This window comes from Serratia sp. A07, assembly GCF_058725505.1.
Genome location: NZ_JBZXDO010000012.1, coordinates 78066 through 98382 on the forward strand (window position 1 = coordinate 78066; position 20317 = coordinate 98382).

The following is a 20317-nucleotide window of genomic DNA, read 5'->3' on the forward strand; positions in this document are numbered from 1 at the left end:
TTATTGTTCCTTATCAAACAAAGACCCTAATAACCGTGGCTCAATAGGCTCATAACTACCGATCCTGAGGGAGCGACATGAGCAGCTATTTTGACGGCGGCGAAACGGATGTGATCATCATCGGCGGCGGCGCCACCGGTGCAGGCATCGCCCGCGACTGTGCGCGGCGCGGCTTGCGCTGCATCTTGCTGGAACGCCACGACATCGCCACCGGCGCCACCGGCCGCAACCACGGTTTACTGCACAGCGGCGCGCGCTATGCGGTGACCGACGGCGAGTCGGCGCGCGAGTGCATCGAAGAGAACCGCATCCTGAAACGCATTGCCCACCACTGCATCGAGCGCACCGATGGGCTGTTCATCACCCTGCCGCAGGACTCGCTGGACTATCAGCAACAGTTTATCGCCGCCTGTCGCCGGGCCGACATCGACGCTGAAGCTATCGACCCGCAGCTGGCGCTGCGCCTGGAGCCGGTGGCCAACCCGGCGCTGATCGGCGCGGTGCGGGTGCCGGACGGCACCGTCGATCCCTTCCGGCTGACCGCCGCCAACATGCTGGACGCGCGTGAACACGGCGCGCAGATCCTGACCTACCACCAGGTGGTGGGGCTGCTGCGCAGCGGCGACCGGGTGACGGGCGTGCGCGTTTACGACCATCAGAATCAGCGGCGTTATGAGCTGCATGCGCCGGTGGTGGTCAACGCCGCCGGCATCTGGGGCCAGCAGATCGCCGAATACGCCGACTTGCGCATCCGCATGTTCCCGGCCAAAGGGGCGCTGCTGATCCTCGGCCACCGTATCAACAACATGGTGATCAACCGCTGTCGCAAACCGGCGGATGCCGACATCCTGGTGCCGGGCGACACCATCTCGCTGATCGGCACTACCTCGACCCATATCGATTACGACCAAATTGACAACATGCTGGTGACCCCGCAGGAGGTGGACATTCTGATCCGCGAGGGAGCGCTGCTGGCGCCCACCCTGGCGCAGACCCGCATTCTGCGCGCCTATGCCGGGGTGCGGCCGCTGGTGGCCAGCGACGACGATCCCAGCGGGCGCAACGTCAGCCGCGGCATCGTGCTGCTCGATCACGCCGCTCGCGACGGGCTGGAAGGGTTTATCACCATCACCGGCGGCAAGCTGATGACCTACCGCCTGATGGCGGAGTGGGCCACTGACAAGGTGTGCGAAAAGCTTGGCGTAAACCGCCCGTGCACCACCGCGCAGGACGCGTTGCCCGGCTCCCGCCAGTCGGCGGAGGAAACGGTGCGCAGCGTGGTTTCTCTACCCGCCAGCATTCGCGGCTCGGCAATTTACCGCCACGGCGATCGCGCCAGCCAGGTGCCGGCAGCCGATCGGCTCGACACCAGCCTGGTGTGCGAATGCGAGGCGGTGACCGCCGGGGAAGTGCGCTATGCGGTCAATTCGCTGACCGTCAATAACCTGGTGGATCTGCGCCGCCGCACCCGCGTCGGCATGGGCACCTGCCAGGGTGAACTCTGCGCCTGCCGCGCCGCCGGGCTGCTGACGCGCTTCAAGGTCAGCACGCCGCAGCAGTCCATCGCGCAGCTGTCGCAGTTCCTCAACGAACGGTGGAAAGGCGTACGGCCGATCGCCTGGGGCGACGCGCTGCGTGAGAGTGAATTTACCAGCTGGGTTTACCAGGGGTTATGCGGGCTTGAGGCCCAGGCCGACAAGGAGCAGGAGGCGGATGATGCGATTTGACGTAGTGGTGATTGGCGGTGGCCTGGCCGGCCTGAGCTGCGCCATTGCCGTGGCCGAACAGGGCAAGCGCTGCGCGGTGGTCAGTTCCGGCCAGAGCGCGCTCTACTTCTCCTCCGGCTCGCTCGATCTGCTGGCGAGATTGCCGGACGGCACGCCGGTCGAGATGCCGCTGGCGGCGTTACCCCAGTTGGCGCAGCAGGCGCCGCAGCATCCGTATGCCCTGATCGGGCCCGGCCGGGTGGCGGCGCTGTCCGCCGCCGCGCAGCGGCTGCTGGCGCGCTGCGGGCTGAACCTGCAGGGCGAGGGCGCTAATAACCATCTGCGTATTACGCCGCTGGGCACGCGCCGCGCCACCTGGCTCAGCCCGCAGGCGATCCCGACGCTGCCGCTGACCGGCCAACTGCCGTGGCGGCGTATTGCGGTGATCGGCATCGAGGGGTTCCTCGACTTCCAGCCGCAGATGGCCGCCGACTCCCTGAGCCGGGAGCTCGGCGTAGAGACGGAGGTAGCCTATCTGCACATGCCGGCGCTGGACAGATTGCGCAATAACCCCAGCGAGTTCCGCGCGGTGAACATCGCCCGGGTGCTGGATTTGATGGAAAGCCTGCCGCCGATGGCCGAGGAGCTGCGGCGGTTGGCGGGCGAGGCCGACGCGCTCTTCCTGCCGGCCTGTTTGGGCCTGGAGGACGATGCGTCGCTGGCGGTGCTGCAGGATGCGGTCGGCAAACCGATCCGGCTGCTGCCGACGCTGCCGCCTTCGGTGCCCGGCATGCGCTTGCATCAGGCACTGCGGCGGCGTTTCCAACAGCTGGGCGGCGTTTTCATGCCTGGCGACAGCGTGCTGCGCGCCGAGTGTGAAGCCGGCCGCGTCACCGGCCTGTATACCCGTAACCACGGCGATATTCCGCTGCGGGCGCAGCAGGTGGTGCTGGCCAGCGGCAGCTTCTTCAGCAACGGGCTGGTGGCGGATTTCGATGGGGTGCGCGAGCCGATCTTCGAACTGGACGTGCACAGCCGCGCCGATCGCGCCGACTGGAGCCGGCGCGAGCTGTTTGCACCGCAGCCTTATCTGCAGTTTGGCGTGCGCACCGACGGCAGGCTGCGGGCGATGAAACAGGGAATGCCGTTCGACAATCTGTATGCCATCGGCGCGGTCGCCGGCGGCTACGATCCGCTGCAGCAGGGCTGCGGCGCCGGCGTGTCATTGATCGGTGCGCTGCACGTCGCGCAGCAGATCGCCGCGGAGGAAAACGCATGAGCCTGCATCAGGACCACAGCTTTGAAAGCTGCATCAAATGCACCGTCTGCACCACCTACTGCCCGGTCGCCAAAGTGAACCCGCTCTATCCGGGGCCAAAACAGGCGGGGCCGGACGGCGAGCGGCTGCGGTTGAAAGATCCGGCGCTGTACGACGAAGCGCTGAAATACTGCACCAACTGCAAGCGCTGTGAAGTGGCCTGCCCGTCCGACGTCAAAATCGGCGACATCATTCAGCGCGCCCGCGCCGACTTCGCCCAGAGCAAGCCGACGCTGCGCGACGCCATCCTCAGCCACACCGACATCATGGGCTCGCTGTCGACGCCGTTCGCGCCGATCGTCAACGCCGCTACCGGGCTGAAACCGGTGCGCAAGCTGTTGGACAAGGCGCTGAAGATCGATCACCGTCGCGAACTGCCGAAATACTCGTTCGGCACTTTCCGCCGCTGGTACCGGCAACAGGCGCAGGCTCAGCAGCGTTACGCCGAGCAGGTGGCGTTTTTCCACGGCTGCTTCGTCAACTATAACCATCCGCAGCTGGGCAAGGATTTGATCCGGGTGTTCAACGCGCTGGATATCGGCGTGCAGCTGCTGAAACGCGAGAAATGCTGCGGCGTGCCGCTGATCGCCAACGGGTTTATCGAGCAGGCCAAAAAGCAGGCCAGGGTCAACGCCGAATCGCTGCATGAAACGGTGTTGGAACGCGGTATCCCGGTGGTGGCAACCTCATCGAGCTGCACCTTCACCCTGCGCGACGAATACCCTCATCTGCTGGACGTGGACACCACCCCGGTGCGCGATCGGGTGGAGCTGGCGACGCGCTATCTCTATCGCCTGATCAATCAGGGGCGTAGCCTGCCGTTGAAGCACACGCCGCTGCGGGTGGCATATCACACGCCTTGCCATATGGAGAAGATGGGCTGGACCGCCTACACCCTGGAGCTGCTGCGGCAGATACCGGGGCTGGAGCTGGTGGTGCTGGATTCGCAGTGCTGCGGCATCGCCGGCACCTACGGGTTCAAATCGGAGAACTATGCCACTTCGCAAGGCATCGGCGCGCCGCTGTTCCGGCAGATCGAAGAGAGCGGGGTGGATCTGGTGGTGACCGACTGCGAGACCTGCAAATGGCAGATAGAAATGTCCACCAGCAAGCGCTGTGAACATCCGATCACCCTGCTGGCGCAGGCGCTGGCGTAAAAACGAAAGGGCCGGCAAACCGGCCCCCTGTGGGATTACTGCTTCAGCTTCAGGGTGGAGATGATGCCTTCGGCTTCGGTCTGCGCCTGCTGCTGATTGTCTGCCGGCAGCGTCACCTGAATGGTCAGCATGTTGTTGTTCAGCGAGCCGATCAGGACGGAGGAATAGGCTTTTTCGCCGCTGCTGGTGATGATGCTGTCCAGCTGACGCAGCGGCACGCCGTTGACGTCGAGCGCCTTGTTGGTGATCACCTGCAGGTTGGCGTCACGCGCGCGCTGGGTATTCTCCAGGCGCTTGGCCAGGGTCTCCAGGCTGTCGGCGGTCTTGTCGCCCAGGATGACGATCACCGCGCGCTGACCAGTGCTGTCTGCGTAAACATGCATGTTGTTGGCCTGGTTACCCAGCTTGCCGCTCTGATCCGCCATGCCGACCGGCAGCGTGAACGCCAGTTTGCCGTCCAGCAGGCTGACCTGCTGCCCGGCCGCCGCGCTGGCTGCCGCACTGCCAGATGCTGCCTTGGTGTCTTTGGTGTTGCCGTCGCAGGCCGCGAGGCCAAGCGCCAGCAGGCTGATACCCATCAATTTCGCTACTTTACGCATCGGGCTTCCTTATTCCTTTCCGGTAGGGATTCACTGTCGTATCGCAACCTATTCCAGGTTGAAATGCAAGGCAGATGTTGTCACAAGTTTTTTTCCAGTAATAGCCGATAATCAGCCACTTCGCCTTTCTTTTCCAGCTGAACAATCTGATAGTGATGGGTGAGCAGCATCGTCAGCATGGCGCGGAACCGGTTACGGGTTTTGACCGTCAGCTGGCGATAGCCCTGCGCCTGCGCCCAGCGTTCCTGTTCGGCCAACAAGGCCTGCGCCACGCCGTGGCGACGAAACGCCGGCAGCACCCCGCCCAGCCAGCTGTAAAACACCGTTTCCCGCTGTTGATAACCGAGCTTGAAACCGGCCGGCTGACCGTCGATTTCGGCGATCAACAGGCTGGCGGGGGCGATGCCGATGCGCCGCTGCAGATCGGCCAGGCTATGCAGGTTGCCGAATTCGGGGATGCGTTGATAAAGACGGTGGATTTCTTCGAGCGTGGCGTTGCGAACGATTGGGGTCATGGGCGGCCTCCAAAGGATAGGGCCGCCCAGAATAGCACGGCTCAGCTCGGCTGCAGGCTGCCGCTGCGCGCCGCGATGCGTTTGAGCAGCATGTTCAGCAACACGCCGTACATCGGCAGGAAGAACAGCAGGCAGATCATCACCTTGAAGCTGTAATCCACCAGCGCGATCTCCACCCAGTTGTTGGCCATGAAGGGATCGCTGCTCTTGTAGAAGGCGATGAAGAAGAACGCCAGCGTATCGCTGATGTTGCCGAAGAACATCGCCGCTGCCGGTGCCACCCACCAGGCGCTGCGCTGGCGCAGGCGGTTGAACACATGTACGTCGAGGATCTGGCCGAGCACATAGGCCATGAAGCTGGCCACGGCGATGCGCGCCACGAACAGGTTAAAACTGCCCAGCGCCGCGAATCCCTGCCACTCTCCCTGATAGGTGACGGTGGAGATCACGTAAGAGATGAACAGCGCCGGCACCATCACCGCCAGGATAATCCGCCGCGCCAGCGGCGCGCCGAAAATGCGCACGGTCAGATCGGTCGCCAGGAAGATAAACGGGAAGGTAAAAGCGCCCCAGGTGGTATGGAAGCCGAAAACGGTGATCGGCAGCTGCACCAGGTAGTTGCTGGAGGTAATGATGGCGATATGAAACAGCGAAAGCCAGACCAACGCCGTGAAGCGCTGCTGTGCGGTAAACGAATACATATTGTAGCCTTTTTAGCAGTGGGGTGAGGGAACCCAGTGTGTCTTGTTAAAACAGCAAAAAACGCTGCGCGGCGGCATGATACGCGTTTGCGCAACCAATGCAATGGTTAAATTTAACGCAAACGTTAACGCATCTTGCGCAGAAAAACTACCGGCGTAAACTAGGCGCTAATGAGATGCGGCGAGCGTTCGCCGATCGTTTTTGAACGAGAAAAATTGCATGACTGACTTATTTGCCCAGGCAGACCAGACGCTCGACGCGCTGGGCCTGCGTTGCCCGGAACCGGTGATGATGGTGCGTAAAACCGTGCGCCATATGGACAACGGCGAAACGCTGCTGATTATCGCCGACGATCCGGCTACCACCCGCGATATTCCGGGGTTCTGCCGCTTTATGGAACACACGCTGGTGGCGCAGGAGACCGAGCAGGCGCCATACCGTTATTTGCTGCGTAAAGGCGTATAACGGCGACAAGGTCGTATTGATGAAGGAAAAGTCTCTTTCCCCGAAATGACAACGGGCGCGGTATGCCGCGCCCGTATTAGTTTCCGAACTTAGCTGCGCTTTTTCAACAGCCGCAGCGCGTTGGCGGTGACCAGCGCGGTGGCGCCGGAGTCAGCCAGCACCGCCAGCCACAAACCGGTCAGCCCCAGCAGGCTGGTGATCAGGAAGACCCCCTTCAGCCCCAATGCGATGGTGATGTTTTGCCGGATATTGGCGTGGGTGGCGCGCGAGATGCGGATCATCTCCGCGACGCCCACCAGCCGGTTGTGGGTCAGGGCGGCGTCGGCGGTTTCCAATGCCACGTCGGTGCCGCTGCCCATGGCGATGCCGATGCTGGAGGCCTTCATCGCCGGGGCGTCGTTGATGCCGTCGCCGATCATCGCCGTCGGGCGCAGTTCGCTCAGTTCGGTAACCGCGCTGACCTTATCTTCCGGCAGCAGACCGGCACGATAGTCGAGGCCCAGCTCGCCGGCGATCGCCGCGGCGGCGCGTGGGTTGTCGCCGGTCAGCATCACGCCGCGAATACCCAGCGCGTTCAGTTCGGCTATGGCCTGTTTGGCGTCGCCGCGCAGCGTATCGCGCAGCGCCAGCAAGCCGATGGGCGCACCGTCTTCCAGCACCACTACCGCCGTTTTACCGGCATTTTCCAGCTTGTCCACCTGGCTCTGCCATTGGGCGTCGAGTAGGCCCGGTGTCAGCTTGCCCGGCGCGCTGATCAGCACGGTCTTGCCGTCCACGATCCCTTCCACGCCGACGCCGGCTAGGGCGCGGCGCGCCTGCGCCAGCGGCAGCTCCGTCCCGCTTTCGGCGGCGCGGTTGATGATCGCCTGCGCCAGCGGGTGATGTGAACCGGCTTCCACCGCGGCGGCAAGCTGCAGCAGCCGCTGTTCGGTGAGCGCGCCGATCGGCAGCACGTCGGTCACCGTCGGCTTGCCTTCGGTCAGGGTGCCGGTTTTATCGAAGGCGATAGTTTGGATCTGGCCCAGTTGCTCCAGCGCCGCACCGCCTTTAATCAGCGCGCCGCGCCGCGTGGCGGCTGCCAGCCCGGATGTGATCGCCGCCGGGGTCGAGATCACCAATGCGCATGGGCAGCCGATCAGCAGCAGCGTCAGGCCGCGATAGATCCAGGTATCCCACGGCTGCGAGAACAGCAGCGGCGGCACCAGGATCACCGCGACGGCCAGCAGCATAATGGCCGGGGTGTAATAACGGCTGAACCGATCGAGGAAGCGTTCGATCGGCGCGCGGCGCTCTTCGGCCTCCTCAATCAGCTGCAAAATGCGGTCGATGGCGTTTTTGCCGGGCTCGGAGATCACCTTCATCTGCGCCGCCTGATCGACGGACAGGCTGCCGGCGGCCACTTTCTCACCCTGTTGGCGCTCGACCGGTACCGATTCGCCGGTCAGGGCGCTTTCGTCGAAGCTGGCGAATGGATTGAGCAGCTCGGCGTCGGCCGGCAGGCGCCCGCCGGGTGCGATTTCAATCACGTCGCCCGGACGCAGGCTGGCGACCGGCACGCGTTTGCGCTCCGCACCTTGCAGCAGCAGCGCATCTTCCGGCACCAGCTCCATCAGCGCCGTCACCCCGCGCCGCGCGCGGTTGGCGGCGTAGGATTCCAGCAGTTCACCGACCATAAACAGCAGCAGCACCATCGCCGCCTCGGCGGTGGCGCCGATGAACAGCGCGCCGATGGCCGCCACGCTCATCAGCGTTTCGATGGCGAACGGCGTGCCGGAACGAATCAGACGCAGCGCCTTGGCGGCGACCGGTGCCAACCCGACCAGCGTGGTGGCGATAAAGGCGATGCGGCCCAGCTCCGGGTTAACCCGATCCAGCACCCAGCTGACGACCATCAGGGTGGTCAACAGCAGCAGCGGTGCGAATTCGCCGAAGCGTGAGGTTTTCGGCGCGGCGGCTTTGGCGGTCTGAGTGCCGAGCAGGGTAAAGCCGGCCTGGGCGACCGCGTCCTGGATCCGCAGGCTGATGTCGGACTGCGCGTCGACCACCAGTTTCTCGGTGGCGAACAACACGCGCGCGCTGTCGACGCCGGGGAGTGCGGTGACGGCATTTTCGATTTTCTTGGCGCAGCTGGGGCAGTCCATGCCGGTGACTTTCCAGCTGAAACGTTGGCTACCGGAAGGGGGAGCGGCGGCCAGCCTGTCGCTTTCCTCGTCCGGATCGTCGGGCGCGGCGGTGCAGCAGCCGCTATCGCCATGATCGTGATGGTGGTGGGCGTGTTCGGCCTGTGCGGCGGCGTTTTTCGGCTCGCTGCTGCAGCCATGCTGAGTTTTGCTGTGGCTGTGGTTGCAGCCGCATCCGCCTTCGGCGTGATGATGTTCCTGATGATTATGGTTTTGCTGGTTGTGCATAACGTCCCCCCCTTCGGGCTGTTAAACGGGTTTGCTCAGCTGACTCTACACCCTGGAGTCAACTCCAGAGTCAAGCGCCGGATGAGAATTATTGCTAACGGCGTTCGAGTGTATAAAGGGGTATTCATTCAATAATGAATAATGCGAATTTAAATCTATAGGCTTTTCTTATCCCCTATTTGGGTGAAAAGCCTCACTGCCGTTAGTTTAAATAAGAAAATAATATTCCTATAGAAACTAAAAAGTCGCCCGGCCTAATAATAAAGAGTTATTAATCTATAACGCTTTAGCAAAATTTACCTTTTTACCCATGCCAAGCCAGCATGATTCGCTTGTGCCTGCAGGCCGCATTGTTATTGAAGTTTGGTGCCAACTTATCCTCGTTAAGTTTCATTTGTTTTGTAAATAAGCCTAAAAAGCAGCATAACAAACTTTCGTTGAGACAATAAAAGGTTGATTATTTTATGTTCAGTTTCGCGGCCCTGCCTATAATTGGAATCGATTACCATTTTTAATGGCAATCTTATTTGCTGATATATATGCATTAATTCTACCTAACACACTGCCGGTAACGGCGCATAAGCCCCTTCCAGCAAGCTTAAGGTTCATTAACCGTAGCTTACGGGGAGGTTATGTCTATCTGTCTGATTGATAACGATCAGATAATGAGTGGAATCGAACCAATGCAATCTACTAAAAAGGCAATTGAAATTACTGAATCCAACTTCGCAGCCGCCAAAACCGGCTACGATGCTGTAGCCGACCTGCTGCATTATCATGAGCGTGGCAACGGGATTCAGATTAATGGCAAGGATTCATTTTCTAACGAGCAAGCTGGGCTGTTTATTACCCGTGAGAACCAAACCTGGAACGGTTACAAGGTATTTGGCCAACCGGTTAAATTAACCTTCTCCTTCCCGGACTATAAGTTCTCTGCCACCAACGTCGCCGGCGACACCGGGCTGAGCAAGTTCAGCGCGGAACAGCAGCAGCAGGCTAAGCTGTCGCTGCAGTCCTGGGCTGACGTCGCCAATATCACCTTCACCGAAGTGGCGGCCGGTCAAAAGGCCAACATCACCTTCGGCAACTACAGCCAGGATCGCCCCGGCCACTATGATTACGGCACTCAGGCCTATGCCTTCCTGCCGAACACCATTTGGCAGGGCCAGGATCTGGGCGGCCAGACCTGGTACAACGTCAACCAGTCCAACGTGAAGCATCCGGCGACCGAAGACTACGGCCGCCAGACGTTCACCCATGAGATTGGCCATGCGCTGGGCCTGAGCCATCCAGGCGATTACAACGCCGGTGAAGGCAACCCGACCTACCGCGACGTCACTTACGCGGAAGATACCCGTCAGTTCAGCCTGATGAGCTACTGGAGCGAAACCAACACCGGTGGGGACAACGGCGGTCATTACGCCGCTGCTCCTCTGCTGGATGACATTGCCGCCATTCAACATCTGTATGGCGCCAACCTGTCGACCCGCACCGGCGACACCGTGTACGGCTTTAACTCCAACACCGGTCGTGACTTCCTCAGCACCACCAGCAACTCGCAGAAAGTGATCTTTGCGGTCTGGGATGCGGGCGGCAACGATACCTTCGATTTCTCCGGTTATACCGCTAACCAGCGCATCAACCTGAATGAGAAATCGTTCTCCGACGTGGGCGGCCTGAAGGGCAACGTCTCGATCGCCGCCGGGGTGACCATCGAGAACGCCATTGGCGGTTCCGGCAATGACGTGATCGTCGGCAATGCGGCCAACAACGTCCTGAAAGGCGGTGCGGGCAATGACGTGCTGTTCGGCGGCGGTGGGGCGGATGAGCTGTGGGGCGGTTCCGGCCAGGATACCTTCGTGTTCTCTGCCGCCAGCGATTCTGCACCGGGTGCTTCGGACTGGATCCGCGACTTCCAGAAAGGGATCGACAAAATTGACCTGTCGTTCTTCAACAAAGAGGCGCAGAGCAGCGATTTCATCCACTTCGTCGATCATTTCAGCGGCGCGGCCGGTGAAGCATTGCTCAGCTACAATGCTTCCAACAACGTGACCGATCTGGCGGTGAACATCGGGGGTCATCAGGCGCCGGACTTCCTGGTGAAAATCGTCGGTCAGGTAGACGTCGCCACCGACTTTATCGTGTAACACAGCAACGACACGCCCGGCGCAGTCTCGGCCGGGCGTGATGCGGGAGCCCGGTATGAAAGGTACTTTAACGCGCACCGCTCTGGCGGCGGGCGGCATGATGGTGACGAGTGCGGTCATGGCCGGCAGCCTGGCGCTGCCGACCGCGCAGTCGCTGGCGGGGCAATGGCAGGTGGCCGACAGCGAACGGCAATGCCAAATCGAGTTTTTGGCGAATGAGCAAAGTGAAACCAACGGCTATCAGCTGGTGGATCGGCAACGTTGTCTGCAAAGCGTGTTTGCGGCCGAGGTGGTGGGCTGGCGCCCGGCGCCGGACGGCATCGCCCTGCTGCGGGCGGATGGCAGCACGCTGGCGTTCTTCTCGCGCGACGGCGATCTGTATCGCAATCAGCTGGGCGCCGATGATGCCTTAACGTTGAAAGCGTTGGCTTGATGTGGGAACGGGTTCGGCGTGCCGAACCCGCGGCAGGTCGTTACAGGTAGAGTGAGCGCACGATCAGGAAGTGGCCGGAGAAGTAACAGAAAGCGACGATGGCGTCCGCTGCGCGGAAGGTGAAACGGTAGCGGTTGATCAGCCAAACCACGTTGGCCAGCAGCAATAGTGAGGTACCGGTCAGCAGCGAGAAGCCGAAATCGGTGCTGCGCAGGAAATATTGTTCGCCCGCCAACCAGACCATCAGCAGCGTCATCGCCACGTAGGTGACGATCGGCCAGCGCATCTCTTCCAGCCGGGTCCAAAGGGTGGCCAGCAGCAACGCGCCTATCGCCAGCAGCGCCAGCGGCAGCGGCCAGAACAGACTGAACGTCATCTGGCTGGCGAAGCTCAGGGTATACAGCAGGTGGGAGAGGAAAAAGGCGCCGATGGCGTACAGCACCCGCTCGCGCGGCAACAGGAGCAGCGCGTCGCCGATCAGCGTCGCCAGCAGGCCGAGTACGATCAGATAACCTGCCGCGCTGAGCACCGGCGCCTGCCAGGCCAACAGCAACAGCAGCAGCAGCGTGACGGGTTTGAACACCCAGCGTTGCCAGCGCGGCCCACGGTATGAGGCGTCGACGAACAGCCAACCGGAAAAGAATACGGCAAGGAACGGCCAACTCATTATGTCTTCCTTATGTATGAGGGAGCCGCAACAACCGGCTCCAAACTGTCACCCATGTCACTTCTTATTTCAGTGTAGGTAGCCTGCCGACGATCGACAATGCTTTCTTGAGAATGCTATGTTTACGCCGATTTGGCCGCGAAGGAAATGGGAAACCGATGAGTAAGCCACCGTTGTTTTTTGTCGCCGTGATTGCGCTGATCGCCGTGCTGGCCACGCAACGCTACTTCAAACAGCGCCAGCAGGAGGCGGAAAACGACCGCGCACCGATGCGCAGTCTGCAGGTGACGGTGAGCGACAAGCGCAGCTTCCCGGTCGCCAAAACCCGTGCGCCGCAGCGCGAACCGCTGGTCAATGAGCCGATGTATTACGAGGTGGTGTTCCGCCCGGTACAGGGCGGTGAAGACATCCAGCTTCGGCTGAAACAGTGGCAATACAACCCGATAGAACAAGGCGCGCAGGGCACGTTGAACATGCAGGGCACGCGCTTTGTCTCTTTCACCGTTCAGCCGTAGCGGTCACTTCTTCTTGATGGGAGGCTGTTTCTTCTGCCAGGCCAACAGCTCGAACACGCCAAAGATAAAGATCTTGGCTTCTTGCCAGTAGCTGATCGGCTGATCCTTCGGCTGGGTGGATTTCAGCAGCACCAGCTGCAGGCCGTGCATCACCACCATAAAGAACAGCGCCACGTCGATGAAATACTTCAGCGGCTTGGGAAACGGATGGAACAGGTTAGAGAGCAGGAAGCCCCACACGCACAGCATCAGCAGGCGGCCCAGATTAATCAGCATGGTCGGTTTTCTCTTGCGAACGAATATAAAGGCGATAGGCCACCTGGCCGGCGACCTTCTCCCGGTGCAGCTGCCAGCTGGCAGGCACGTCCGCCGCGGCGCTTTCCGCCTCGGCTTCTACATAGATCCAGGCCTCGTCGGCCAGCCAGCCTCGCTGCTCCAGCAACAAGGCGGTCTCCGCCAGCAGGCCTTTGCGAAACGGCGGATCGAGAAACACCACGTCAAACGGTTGGCCCTCGCCCGCCAGCCAGCTCAGCGCGTTGGTGTTGATAACCACCCCTTTGCCCTGCAGCAGCGCCAGATTTTTTTCCAGCTGCTGCGCCACCGGCCGTTCGAATTCCAGCAGCGTGGCGCTGCCGGCGTAGCGCGACAGCGCTTCCAGCCCTAATGCGCCGCTGCCGGCGAAACAGTCCAGACAGCGCGCGCCCTGAATCACCGGCGCCAGCCAGTTGAACAGGGTTTCGCGCACCCGATCGGTGGTGGGGCGCAGCCCCGGGCTGTTCGGCACCGGAAGCTTGCGACCGCGCCATTGGCCGCCGATGATGCGGATCTGTCCGGCTGCGGCCTGGGGCGGTTTTTTGGCCGCCGCCCGTGGCGAGAGTCTTGTCATAAGCGTTGTTTGATTTCTTTTGCGGCGCGGGGCCGCAGAGGTTAACGAAAAGTTGCCCCTATTCTACCGGTGACGGGCGTCGGGGGGAACGGTAAAACTTTGTTGTCTGATTTCACACCGGAAAGCATGCCGGATGCGTGTTGCTGCGCGAGGGAAAGTGATAGACTCGGCGGATTATTGTCAGCATATATCCTTCAGGTATGTAGGGTAAGCGAGCCTTCGGTACGGAGTAGAGTCATAACATGGCAAAAGATAAGAAACGTGGGTTTTTCTCCTGGCTGGGCTTTGGCCAGAAGGAAAAGGAAGAAGAGCAACAGCAACCTGAGCAGCCGGTAGAGCAGGCGGAGCCTCAGGCCGCGGAGACGCCGGCTGAACCGGCAGCCGCCAAGCTGGATGACAAGCTCCCCGCCCAGGAATCTGAACCTGCCGCCTCCGTCGACACCCCGGGAGAGTGGGATAACGGTCAGGCCGGCGAACAAATCGCGGAGAACCTGCCGGCGGCGGCCGAACACCCAACGGCGCAAGCGTTGGCCGAAGAGATTGTCAGCGTGACCGAGCAGGTAGTGGCGCAGCAGCAGCCGATCGCCGAGCCAGAGCCGGTTGTCGAACCTGAGCCGGTCGTTGAGCCAGAGCCAGTCATTGAGCCCGAACCGGTCGTCGAACCTGAGCCGGTCGTTGAGCCAAAGCCAGTTGTTGAACCTGAGCCGGTCATTGAGCCAGAGCCAGTTGTTGAACCTGAGCCGGTTGTCGAACCTGAACCGGTCGTTGAGCCAGAGCCTGTCGTCGAACCTGAGCCGGTCGTCAAGCCTGAGCCGATTGTTGAGCCAGAGCCGATTGTTGAGCCTGAGCCGGTCGTTGAGCCCGAGCCGGTCGTCGAGCCTGAGCCTGTCGTCGAACCAGAACCCGAGCCGGAAGAAGAAGAGCTGCTTGAACCTGTAGCGCTGGCCGCTGCGCAAGAGCAGGAGCGCCCGACCAAAGAAGGCTTCTTCGCTCGCCTGAAGCGCAGCCTGCTGAAGACCAAGCAAAACCTTGGCTCCGGCTTTATGGGGCTGTTCCGCGGTAAAAAGATCGACGACGACCTGTTCGACGAGTTGGAAGAACAGCTGCTGATCGCCGATGTCGGCGTGGATACCACGCGCAAGATCATCACCTCCCTGACCCAGCACGCCAGCCGCAAGCAGCTGAAAGACGCCGAAGCGCTGTACGGCAAGCTGAAGGAGGAAATGTCCGAAATTCTGGCCAAGGTCGATCAGCCGCTGGATGTCAGCGGGAAAACCCCGTATGTCATCCTGATGGTCGGCGTGAACGGCGTGGGTAAAACCACCACCATCGGTAAGCTGGCGCGTCAGTTCCAGGCGGAAGGCAAGTCGGTGATGCTGGCGGCGGGGGATACTTTCCGCGCCGCGGCGGTAGAGCAGCTGCAGGTGTGGGGCGAACGCAACCGCATCCCGGTGGTGGCGCAGCATACCGGCGCGGATTCCGCTTCGGTGATCTTCGATGCGGTGCAGGCTGCCAAGGCGCGCGGCATCGATGTCTTGATCGCCGATACCGCCGGCCGTCTGCAGAACAAATCGCACCTGATGGAAGAGCTGAAGAAGATCGTCCGCGTCATGAAAAAACTGGACGACCAGGCCCCCCATGAGGTTATGCTGACGCTCGATGCCAGCACCGGCCAGAATGCGGTCAGTCAGGCGAAATTATTTAATGAGGCCGTGGGCTTAACCGGCATCACGCTGACTAAACTGGACGGTACCGCCAAGGGCGGGGTGATCTTCGCCATCGCCGATCAGTTCGGTATCCCGATTCGCTATATCGGCGTCGGGGAAGGCATCGAAGATTTGCGGCCGTTTAAGGCTGACGATTTTATTGAGGCACTTTTTGCCCGAGAGGATTAATACGGATGATTCGCTTTGAACAGGTCAGTAAAGCTTATCTGGGCGGACGGCAAGCGCTGCAGGGGGTCGATTTCCATCTGCGCCCGGCGGAAATGGCGTTTCTGACCGGCCATTCCGGCGCGGGGAAAAGTACCCTGCTGAAACTGATTTGCGGTATCGAACGGCCCAGCGCCGGCCACATCTGGTTTGGCGGCCACGACATCAGCCGTTTGAAAAACCGTGAGGTGCCGTTCCTGCGTCGGCAGATCGGCATGATCTTCCAGGATCACCATCTGCTGCTGGATCGCACGGTGTATGACAACGTGGCGATGCCGCTGATCATCGCCGGCGCCAGCACCGAAGACATCCGTCGCCGCGTTTCCGCCGCGCTGGACAAGGTCGGTTTGCTGGATAAAGCGAAAAACTTCCCAATTCAGCTGTCCGGCGGTGAGCAGCAGCGCGTGGGCATCGCCCGTGCGGTGGTGAACAAGCCGGCGGTGCTGCTGGCGGATGAGCCGACCGGCAACCTGGACGACGCGCTGTCGGAAGGCATTCTGCGCCTGTTTGAAGAATTCAACCGCGTCGGCGTCACCGTATTAATGGCGACGCACGACACCGGGCTTATCGCCCGCCGTAATTACCGCATCCTGACGCTGAGCCAGGGCCGCATGCAAGGGGGCGCTCACCATGGCCAATAACGCAAAAACCGCCAAGAGCAAGGCGCTGCGCGGCGGCTGGCGCGAACAGTGGCGTTACGCCTGGATGAACGCCATCAAAGACATGCTGCGCCAGCCGTTGGCGACGCTGTTGACGGTGATGGTGATCGCCATCTCCCTGACGCTGCCTAGCGTGTGCTACATCGTGTGGAAGAACGTCAGCACCGCGGCCAGCCAGTGGTACCCGACGCCGCAGCTGACGGTCTACCTGGATAAGTCGCTCGATGACGACGCGGCGCTGAAAGTGCTCGACGCCATCAAGGCGGAAGCCGGCGTGGAGAAGGTGAACTACCTGTCGCGTGAAGAAGCGCGCGGCGAGTTCCGCAACTGGTCGGGCTTTGGCGGCGCGCTGGACATGCTGGAAGAGAACCCGCTGCCGGCGGTGGCGATCGTCACGCCGAAGATGAGCTTCCAGAGTTCGGACACCCTCAACACCCTGCGCGATCGTGTAGCGGCGGTGCAGGGCGTGGAAGAAGTGCGTATGGATGACAGCTGGTTTGCCCGCCTGGCGGCGCTGACCGGGCTGGCGGGCCAGATCGCGGCGATCATCGGCGTGCTGATGATCGTGGCGGTGTTCCTGGTGATCGGCAACAGCGTGCGTCTGAGCATCTTCAGCCGTCGCGACACCATCAACGTGATGAAGCTGATCGGCGCCACCGACGGCTTTATCCTGCGGCCGTTCCTCAACGGCGGGGCGATGCTGGGCTTTGCCGGCGCGCTGCTGTCGCTGGTGCTCTCCGGCGCGCTGGTGTGGCAGCTGGAGTCGGTCGTCGCCGGGGTCGCCAAGGTATTCGGCACCACCTTCACCCTGCACGGGCTGGGCTGGGACGAGGCGCTCCTGCTGCTGATCATCTCCGCGATGATCGGCTGGATCGCCGCCTGGCTGGCGACAGTGCAACATTTACGCCGATTTACACCACAGTAAGATTTTTTTGGTATACTCTTCTCCTGCTGCTTTTGATCGCGTTGCGGGAGAAGAGTGACCTCAAGCGAAGTCAGCACCACACCTCTCTTCTTAGCGCACAAATTCCCTATCGGCCTGCACCTTCGTCACGTATTGTCAGCAACAATGCTTGCAAAAAAGGGTGAACTTATAGGGCGGAGTACGGTCAAAAATTGCAGCAAATGTTAAGGTGCCCGGCGTGTGGAACCGCTTTTGCTTCAGCAACTGCCGTAGAATCAATCATTTCCCCGCTGTAATAATCACCTGCATGATTTTGTATTCTCATAGAGAGGGTTTGAATGACCAAAGAAATGCAAACTTTAGCCTTAGTACCCCAAGGTAGCTTGGAAGCCTATATCCGGGCAGCCAACGCCTATCCGATGCTGACGGCAGAGGAAGAGCGGGAGCTGGCTGAACGGCTGCATTATCAGGGCGATCTGGATGCCGCTAAGCAGCTCATCCTGTCTCACCTGCGCTTTGTCGCTCATATTGCCCGCAACTATTCAGGCTACGGTCTGCCGCAGGCGGATCTGATTCAGGAAGGCAATATCGGCCTGATGAAAGCCGTTCGCCGCTTCAACCCTGAAGTCGGCGTGCGTCTGGTTTCCTTTGCGGTGCATTGGATTAAGGCGGAAATCCACGAGTACGTATTGCGCAACTGGCGCATCGTGAAAGTGGCGACCACCAAAGCGCAGCGCAAGCTGTTCTTTAACCTGCGCAAAACCAAACAGCGTTTGGGCTGGTTCAACCAGGACGAAGTGGAACTGGTGGCCCGCGAGCTGGGCGTCACCAGCAAAGACGTGCGCGAGATGGAATCTCGCATGGCGGCGCAGGACATGACCTTCGATCCGACTCCGGACGATGAGGCCCGCGATGGCCAGGCGATGGCGCCGGTGCTGTACCTGCAGGACAAGAGCTCCGACTTCGCCGAAGGCATCGAGGAAGATAACTGGGAAAGCAACGCCGCAGACAAACTGGCCTATGCGCTGGAAGGTCTGGACGAGCGCAGCCAGCATATCATCCGCGCCCGTTGGCTGGACGACGACAACAAGTCGACGCTGCAGGAGCTGGCCGATCAGTACGGCGTTTCCGCCGAGCGTGTGCGCCAGTTGGAAAAGAACGCCATGAAGAAATTGAAAATGGCGATTGAAGCCTGAGTCGATGCGATATTCGAAAAAAAAAGCCCGGCAAGCCGGGCTTTTTCATGCCTGAAATTCGGCGTTATGGCGCAACAGTGGCGAAGTCCGGCGCCGGGCAGTCGTAGCCGAATTTTGCCGCCCACGGGTAGCGGGTGCCGGTGTTGATGTAGCGCTGATAAAGTGCCCGGCCGGTCTTGGCGTCACGCTTGATAACCCAGCTGGCGGCGTTACACAGCACGGCGGCGTAGGCCTGGCTTTTCGGCGGCAGCAGATCGGCCGCCTGCTGCGCCAACCCCACGGCCTGCCAGCGATAGTGCAGGAAACGGTTGTCCTGCGCCGGCAGCGCCGCCTTGGCGCGCGCCGCTTCTGCGCTGTCTATCCAGCTTTTGTGCTTCAGCTCGCGAGTATCGAACGCATCCCCCAGATAGGAATAGCCGGCGCCATAGATGGCGTAGTCCGGCGTCATCTCATAGCCGGTAAACTCCAGCCCCTGGGCGCGTAGCAGGTTGGCGGCGCGATAGTAAGCCTGTGCGCGCGTCAGCGGCGCGGCGGACTTGTCCTTGGCGGCCTTCAGCTCGTCGGCATACTGCTGCGCCGCCTGGCGGTAGTTGGGGATATCGAAGTAGGCCTGCGCCTCTGCGGCCCGCCCGGCGCGCATCAAGCGCCGCGCCAACAGTTCGCGCAGCTGCACTTCCGGCGTGATCTGCTGGCCACCGTAGTCGTCCGGGTTAACCGGCTTGAGCGGCGTCGTCGGCGCCGGGGCGTGCTTATCGACAAAGCCTTTCAACTCATCGACGGTCAACACCCGCTCCGCCACGTCGGCCACGTCGGCCCAGTAGATCGCCTTGCCGCGATACAGCAGGTCCATCGCCTGCAGATAGTCGCCGCGGTTGAGCGCCAGGATAGCCTGTTCGCCGGCCACCCGGCACTCGGGCACGATGGTTTCCGCGACGAAGTCGGCGTTGCGCTGTTCGCCCCAGCTTTCGTCGGCGGGGAATGCGCTTGCCGCCTTGGCATAGGCGGCGGTGGCAGCTTTCACGTCACCGTCACGCAGCGCCATTTTGGCGCGCAGCCACCACGCCAGGCCGCTGTCGCCGGCGTTTTTCAGCAGGCTGGCCGCCATCGGGTACTGCCCGGAACGGTAGGCCAATGCCGCCAGCCGATCGCTGCCGGCGAAGCCGCTTTTCACCGTGCCGTCCAGCAGCGTCAGGATCTGGCTGATGATCTGTGCGGAGCGGCCGTTGCCGTCGGTATCCGCCATCTGCAGGTTGCCGCTGCGGGCGAACAGTTCAATGGTCACCAGCTGTTGGATTAAGGGATCGCCGATAACCTGTTTCAGCGTTTCCAGATGGTCGGGATTGACCAGGAAACTGGAGACGTACTGCAGCGACTGCCCGCCGCTCGGATCGCCCTGCGCCGCCTGCTGTGCATACAGGTGGGCGGCGGGGGCGACGTCACCCAGCCACAGGTGGATGCGCGCCTGCTGACCGAGGCTGCTCAGCGCCAGCTGATCGGGGTCGGCGGCGCCGCTTTTCACCCGATCGATCACCTGCTGGAACGCCGCCAGCGCCTGTTCAAGTTCGGCTTTAGGCGGATGCTCGGCGGCGGGCGCCGCTTCACCCGATTCATTCATCGGCGTGCCGTGGTCATTCATCAACACCCGCCCAAGCGAATACTGCGCCCGCAGTCCCCAGTCGCCCTGTTCGGCGGCCGGCAGCTTCAGCACCTGCTGGAAATACTCTGTGGCGCGCGGATCGTGGCTGGCGAAAGCGACGGCGCCCAGTTGATAAAGGCGCGCGGCGTTGGACAACCCCTGAGTATTGACGGCGTCAGCCTCTTCCACCGTTTTGGCGGCGCGCATTTTGCCGATCGCCACCGTTTCCGGCGACTGCGGCATCGGTTTCGGCGGCATCGGCGGCGGCGGGGCTTGCCAGCGCGGCAGCTGCTTATCCGCCGGCACCAGCCGGCCGGCTTCGAAGGCGAAATTGCCCTCCGGCATATACAGCAGGGTGCCGTTGCGGTCGATCAGCAGCCGGTTAGGAAAATCCGGACCGCAGGCATAGCCGTTCAGCGGCAGCGCCAGCGCGGCGCCGATCAGCATGGCCAGCGGAAGAAGGCGGCGGGTGT

General features: G+C 61.5%; 19 protein-coding genes. 11 read left to right on the forward strand and 8 right to left on the reverse strand.

The features are described 5' to 3' along the window. The first annotated feature begins 77 nt into the window (after window positions 1–77). The 3 genes from glpA to glpC are packed head-to-tail and all read left to right on the forward strand — an operon-like array spanning window position 78 to window position 4181. Window positions 78–1727 carry an anaerobic glycerol-3-phosphate dehydrogenase subunit A gene (gene glpA, locus AC4PR2_RS14285; protein ID WP_337046941.1) on the forward strand — a complete coding sequence of 550 codons (1650 nt, stop codon included), beginning with the start codon at window positions 78–80 and terminating at the stop codon, window positions 1725–1727. After that, window positions 1717–2985 carry a glycerol-3-phosphate dehydrogenase subunit GlpB gene (glpB, locus tag AC4PR2_RS14290; protein WP_100396579.1) on the forward strand — a complete coding sequence of 423 codons (1269 nt, stop codon included), beginning with the start codon at window positions 1717–1719 and terminating at the stop codon, window positions 2983–2985. The genes glpA and glpB overlap by 11 nt, the downstream gene beginning before the upstream one ends. After that, a complete protein-coding gene (gene glpC / locus AC4PR2_RS14295) occupies window positions 2982–4181 on the forward strand; it encodes an anaerobic glycerol-3-phosphate dehydrogenase subunit GlpC (protein ID WP_060441205.1) in 1200 nt (399 codons plus the stop codon). Before glpB ends, glpC begins: the two co-directional genes overlap by 4 nt. A 35-nt stretch (window positions 4182–4216) precedes the next feature. Here glpC and AC4PR2_RS14300 read toward each other — a convergent pair whose 3' ends face one another. The 3 genes from AC4PR2_RS14300 to AC4PR2_RS14310 all read right to left on the reverse strand — a co-directional run bounded on the left by AC4PR2_RS14300 (window position 4217) and on the right by AC4PR2_RS14310 (window position 5996). Then, a complete protein-coding gene (locus AC4PR2_RS14300) occupies window positions 4217–4780 on the reverse strand; it encodes a DcrB family lipoprotein (protein ID WP_197803944.1) in 564 nt (187 codons plus the stop codon). A gap of 80 nt (window positions 4781–4860) precedes the next feature. Beyond that, window positions 4861–5295, reverse strand: coding sequence for a GNAT family N-acetyltransferase (locus AC4PR2_RS14305; RefSeq protein WP_060441204.1), 435 nt, complete (start codon window positions 5293–5295; stop codon window positions 4861–4863). 41 nt (window positions 5296–5336) lie between these two features. Continuing rightward, window positions 5337–5996 (reverse strand): 7-cyano-7-deazaguanine/7-aminomethyl-7-deazaguanine transporter, encoded by a 660-nt coding sequence (locus AC4PR2_RS14310; RefSeq protein WP_060424186.1) that lies wholly within the window; start codon window positions 5994–5996, stop codon window positions 5337–5339. A 220-nt stretch (window positions 5997–6216) separates the two neighbouring features. Between AC4PR2_RS14310 and tusA the strand changes: the two genes are divergently transcribed. Further along, window positions 6217–6462, forward strand: a complete 246-nt coding sequence (gene tusA, locus AC4PR2_RS14315) for a sulfurtransferase TusA (protein ID WP_025304890.1) — start codon at window positions 6217–6219, stop codon at window positions 6460–6462. Window positions 6463–6551: 89 nt separating this feature from the next. On the opposite strand, the gene AC4PR2_RS14320 is transcribed toward tusA, so the two are convergent. Next, entirely contained in the window at window positions 6552–8870 is a 2319-nt protein-coding gene (locus AC4PR2_RS14320; protein WP_089186675.1) for a zinc/cadmium/mercury/lead-transporting ATPase, read from the reverse strand. A 683-nt stretch (window positions 8871–9553) separates the two neighbouring features. Between AC4PR2_RS14320 and AC4PR2_RS14325 the strand changes: the two genes are divergently transcribed. Then, window positions 9554–11017: a serralysin family metalloprotease gene (locus AC4PR2_RS14325; RefSeq protein ID WP_060424182.1), complete on the forward strand. Its 1464-nt coding sequence runs from the start codon at window positions 9554–9556 to the stop codon at window positions 11015–11017. Between the two features lie 55 nt (window positions 11018–11072). Further along, complete coding sequence (locus AC4PR2_RS14330; RefSeq protein ID WP_038874139.1) at window positions 11073–11450, forward strand: AprI/Inh family metalloprotease inhibitor; 378 nt, start codon at window positions 11073–11075, stop codon at window positions 11448–11450. A 40-nt stretch (window positions 11451–11490) separates the two neighbouring features. Here the strand turns inward: AC4PR2_RS14330 and AC4PR2_RS14335 are convergent, their stop codons facing one another. Next, on the reverse strand, window positions 11491–12117 hold the full coding sequence (locus tag AC4PR2_RS14335) for a lysoplasmalogenase (RefSeq protein ID WP_049200035.1): 627 nt from the start codon (window positions 12115–12117) through the stop codon (window positions 11491–11493). 158 nt (window positions 12118–12275) lie between these two features. On the opposite strand from AC4PR2_RS14335, the gene AC4PR2_RS14340 reads away from it, so the two are divergent. Further along, window positions 12276–12632, forward strand: coding sequence for a DUF2500 domain-containing protein (locus AC4PR2_RS14340; RefSeq protein WP_060424177.1), 357 nt, complete (start codon window positions 12276–12278; stop codon window positions 12630–12632). Window positions 12633–12635: 3 nt separating this feature from the next. Here the strand turns inward: AC4PR2_RS14340 and AC4PR2_RS14345 are convergent, their stop codons facing one another. Together AC4PR2_RS14345 and rsmD are read right to left on the reverse strand one after the other, a co-directional pair. Next, window positions 12636–12908 (reverse strand): DUF1145 family protein, encoded by a 273-nt coding sequence (locus AC4PR2_RS14345; RefSeq protein WP_004934327.1) that lies wholly within the window; start codon window positions 12906–12908, stop codon window positions 12636–12638. After that, window positions 12898–13518 carry a 16S rRNA (guanine(966)-N(2))-methyltransferase gene (gene rsmD / locus AC4PR2_RS14350; protein ID WP_033636678.1) on the reverse strand — a complete coding sequence of 207 codons (621 nt, stop codon included), beginning with the start codon at window positions 13516–13518 and terminating at the stop codon, window positions 12898–12900. Before rsmD ends, AC4PR2_RS14345 begins: the two co-directional genes overlap by 11 nt. Window positions 13519–13760: 242 nt before the next feature. On the opposite strand from rsmD, the gene ftsY reads away from it, so the two are divergent. The 4 genes from ftsY (at window position 13761) to rpoH (ending at window position 18208) form a co-directional block, all read left to right on the forward strand. Continuing rightward, entirely contained in the window at window positions 13761–15413 is a 1653-nt protein-coding gene (gene ftsY / locus AC4PR2_RS14355; protein ID WP_337046939.1) for a signal recognition particle-docking protein FtsY, read from the forward strand. Window positions 15414–15418: 5 nt separating this feature from the next. Then, window positions 15419–16090, forward strand: a complete 672-nt coding sequence (gene ftsE, locus AC4PR2_RS14360) for a cell division ATP-binding protein FtsE (protein WP_004934337.1) — start codon at window positions 15419–15421, stop codon at window positions 16088–16090. Next, the gene (gene ftsX / locus AC4PR2_RS14365; RefSeq protein ID WP_033636680.1) at window positions 16080–17033 is read left to right on the forward strand and encodes a permease-like cell division protein FtsX; all 954 of its coding nucleotides are present in this window, start codon (window positions 16080–16082) and stop codon (window positions 17031–17033) included. Before ftsE ends, ftsX begins: the two co-directional genes overlap by 11 nt. A 317-nt stretch (window positions 17034–17350) precedes the next feature. Further along, on the forward strand, window positions 17351–18208 hold the full coding sequence (rpoH, locus tag AC4PR2_RS14370; protein WP_038874147.1) for an RNA polymerase sigma factor RpoH: 858 nt from the start codon (window positions 17351–17353) through the stop codon (window positions 18206–18208). Window positions 18209–18272: 64 nt separating this feature from the next. On the opposite strand, the gene AC4PR2_RS14375 is transcribed toward rpoH, so the two are convergent. Beyond that, window positions 18273–20291, reverse strand: coding sequence for a hypothetical protein (locus AC4PR2_RS14375; RefSeq protein ID WP_376788280.1), 2019 nt, complete (start codon window positions 20289–20291; stop codon window positions 18273–18275). Window positions 20292–20317 lie beyond the last annotated feature (26 nt).

What these genes read in the sequence shown, in the direction of transcription:
- glpA (WP_337046941.1), top strand. Translation starts at nt 78, where the DNA reads ATGAGCAGCTATTTTGACGGCGGCGAAACGGATGTGATCATCATCGGC.
- glpB (WP_100396579.1), top strand. Translation starts at nt 1,717, where the DNA reads ATGCGATTTGACGTAGTGGTGATTGGCGGTGGCCTGGCCGGCCTGAGC.
- glpC (WP_060441205.1), top strand. Translation starts at nt 2,982, where the DNA reads ATGAGCCTGCATCAGGACCACAGCTTTGAAAGCTGCATCAAATGCACC.
- AC4PR2_RS14300 (WP_197803944.1), bottom strand. Translation starts at nt 4,780, where the DNA reads ATGCGTAAAGTAGCGAAATTGATGGGTATCAGCCTGCTGGCGCTTGGC.
- AC4PR2_RS14305 (WP_060441204.1), bottom strand. Translation starts at nt 5,295, where the DNA reads ATGACCCCAATCGTTCGCAACGCCACGCTCGAAGAAATCCACCGTCTT.
- AC4PR2_RS14310 (WP_060424186.1), bottom strand. Translation starts at nt 5,996, where the DNA reads ATGTATTCGTTTACCGCACAGCAGCGCTTCACGGCGTTGGTCTGGCTT.
- tusA (WP_025304890.1), top strand. Translation starts at nt 6,217, where the DNA reads ATGACTGACTTATTTGCCCAGGCAGACCAGACGCTCGACGCGCTGGGC.
- AC4PR2_RS14320 (WP_089186675.1), bottom strand. Translation starts at nt 8,870, where the DNA reads ATGCACAACCAGCAAAACCATAATCATCAGGAACATCATCACGCCGAA.
- AC4PR2_RS14325 (WP_060424182.1), top strand. Translation starts at nt 9,554, where the DNA reads ATGCAATCTACTAAAAAGGCAATTGAAATTACTGAATCCAACTTCGCA.
- AC4PR2_RS14330 (WP_038874139.1), top strand. Translation starts at nt 11,073, where the DNA reads ATGAAAGGTACTTTAACGCGCACCGCTCTGGCGGCGGGCGGCATGATG.
- AC4PR2_RS14335 (WP_049200035.1), bottom strand. Translation starts at nt 12,117, where the DNA reads ATGAGTTGGCCGTTCCTTGCCGTATTCTTTTCCGGTTGGCTGTTCGTC.
- AC4PR2_RS14340 (WP_060424177.1), top strand. Translation starts at nt 12,276, where the DNA reads ATGAGTAAGCCACCGTTGTTTTTTGTCGCCGTGATTGCGCTGATCGCC.
- AC4PR2_RS14345 (WP_004934327.1), bottom strand. Translation starts at nt 12,908, where the DNA reads ATGCTGATTAATCTGGGCCGCCTGCTGATGCTGTGCGTGTGGGGCTTC.
- rsmD (WP_033636678.1), bottom strand. Translation starts at nt 13,518, where the DNA reads ATGACAAGACTCTCGCCACGGGCGGCGGCCAAAAAACCGCCCCAGGCC.
- ftsY (WP_337046939.1), top strand. Translation starts at nt 13,761, where the DNA reads ATGGCAAAAGATAAGAAACGTGGGTTTTTCTCCTGGCTGGGCTTTGGC.
- ftsE (WP_004934337.1), top strand. Translation starts at nt 15,419, where the DNA reads ATGATTCGCTTTGAACAGGTCAGTAAAGCTTATCTGGGCGGACGGCAA.
- ftsX (WP_033636680.1), top strand. Translation starts at nt 16,080, where the DNA reads ATGGCCAATAACGCAAAAACCGCCAAGAGCAAGGCGCTGCGCGGCGGC.
- rpoH (WP_038874147.1), top strand. Translation starts at nt 17,351, where the DNA reads ATGACCAAAGAAATGCAAACTTTAGCCTTAGTACCCCAAGGTAGCTTG.
- AC4PR2_RS14375 (WP_376788280.1), bottom strand. Translation starts at nt 20,291, where the DNA reads ATGCTGATCGGCGCCGCGCTGGCGCTGCCGCTGAACGGCTATGCCTGC.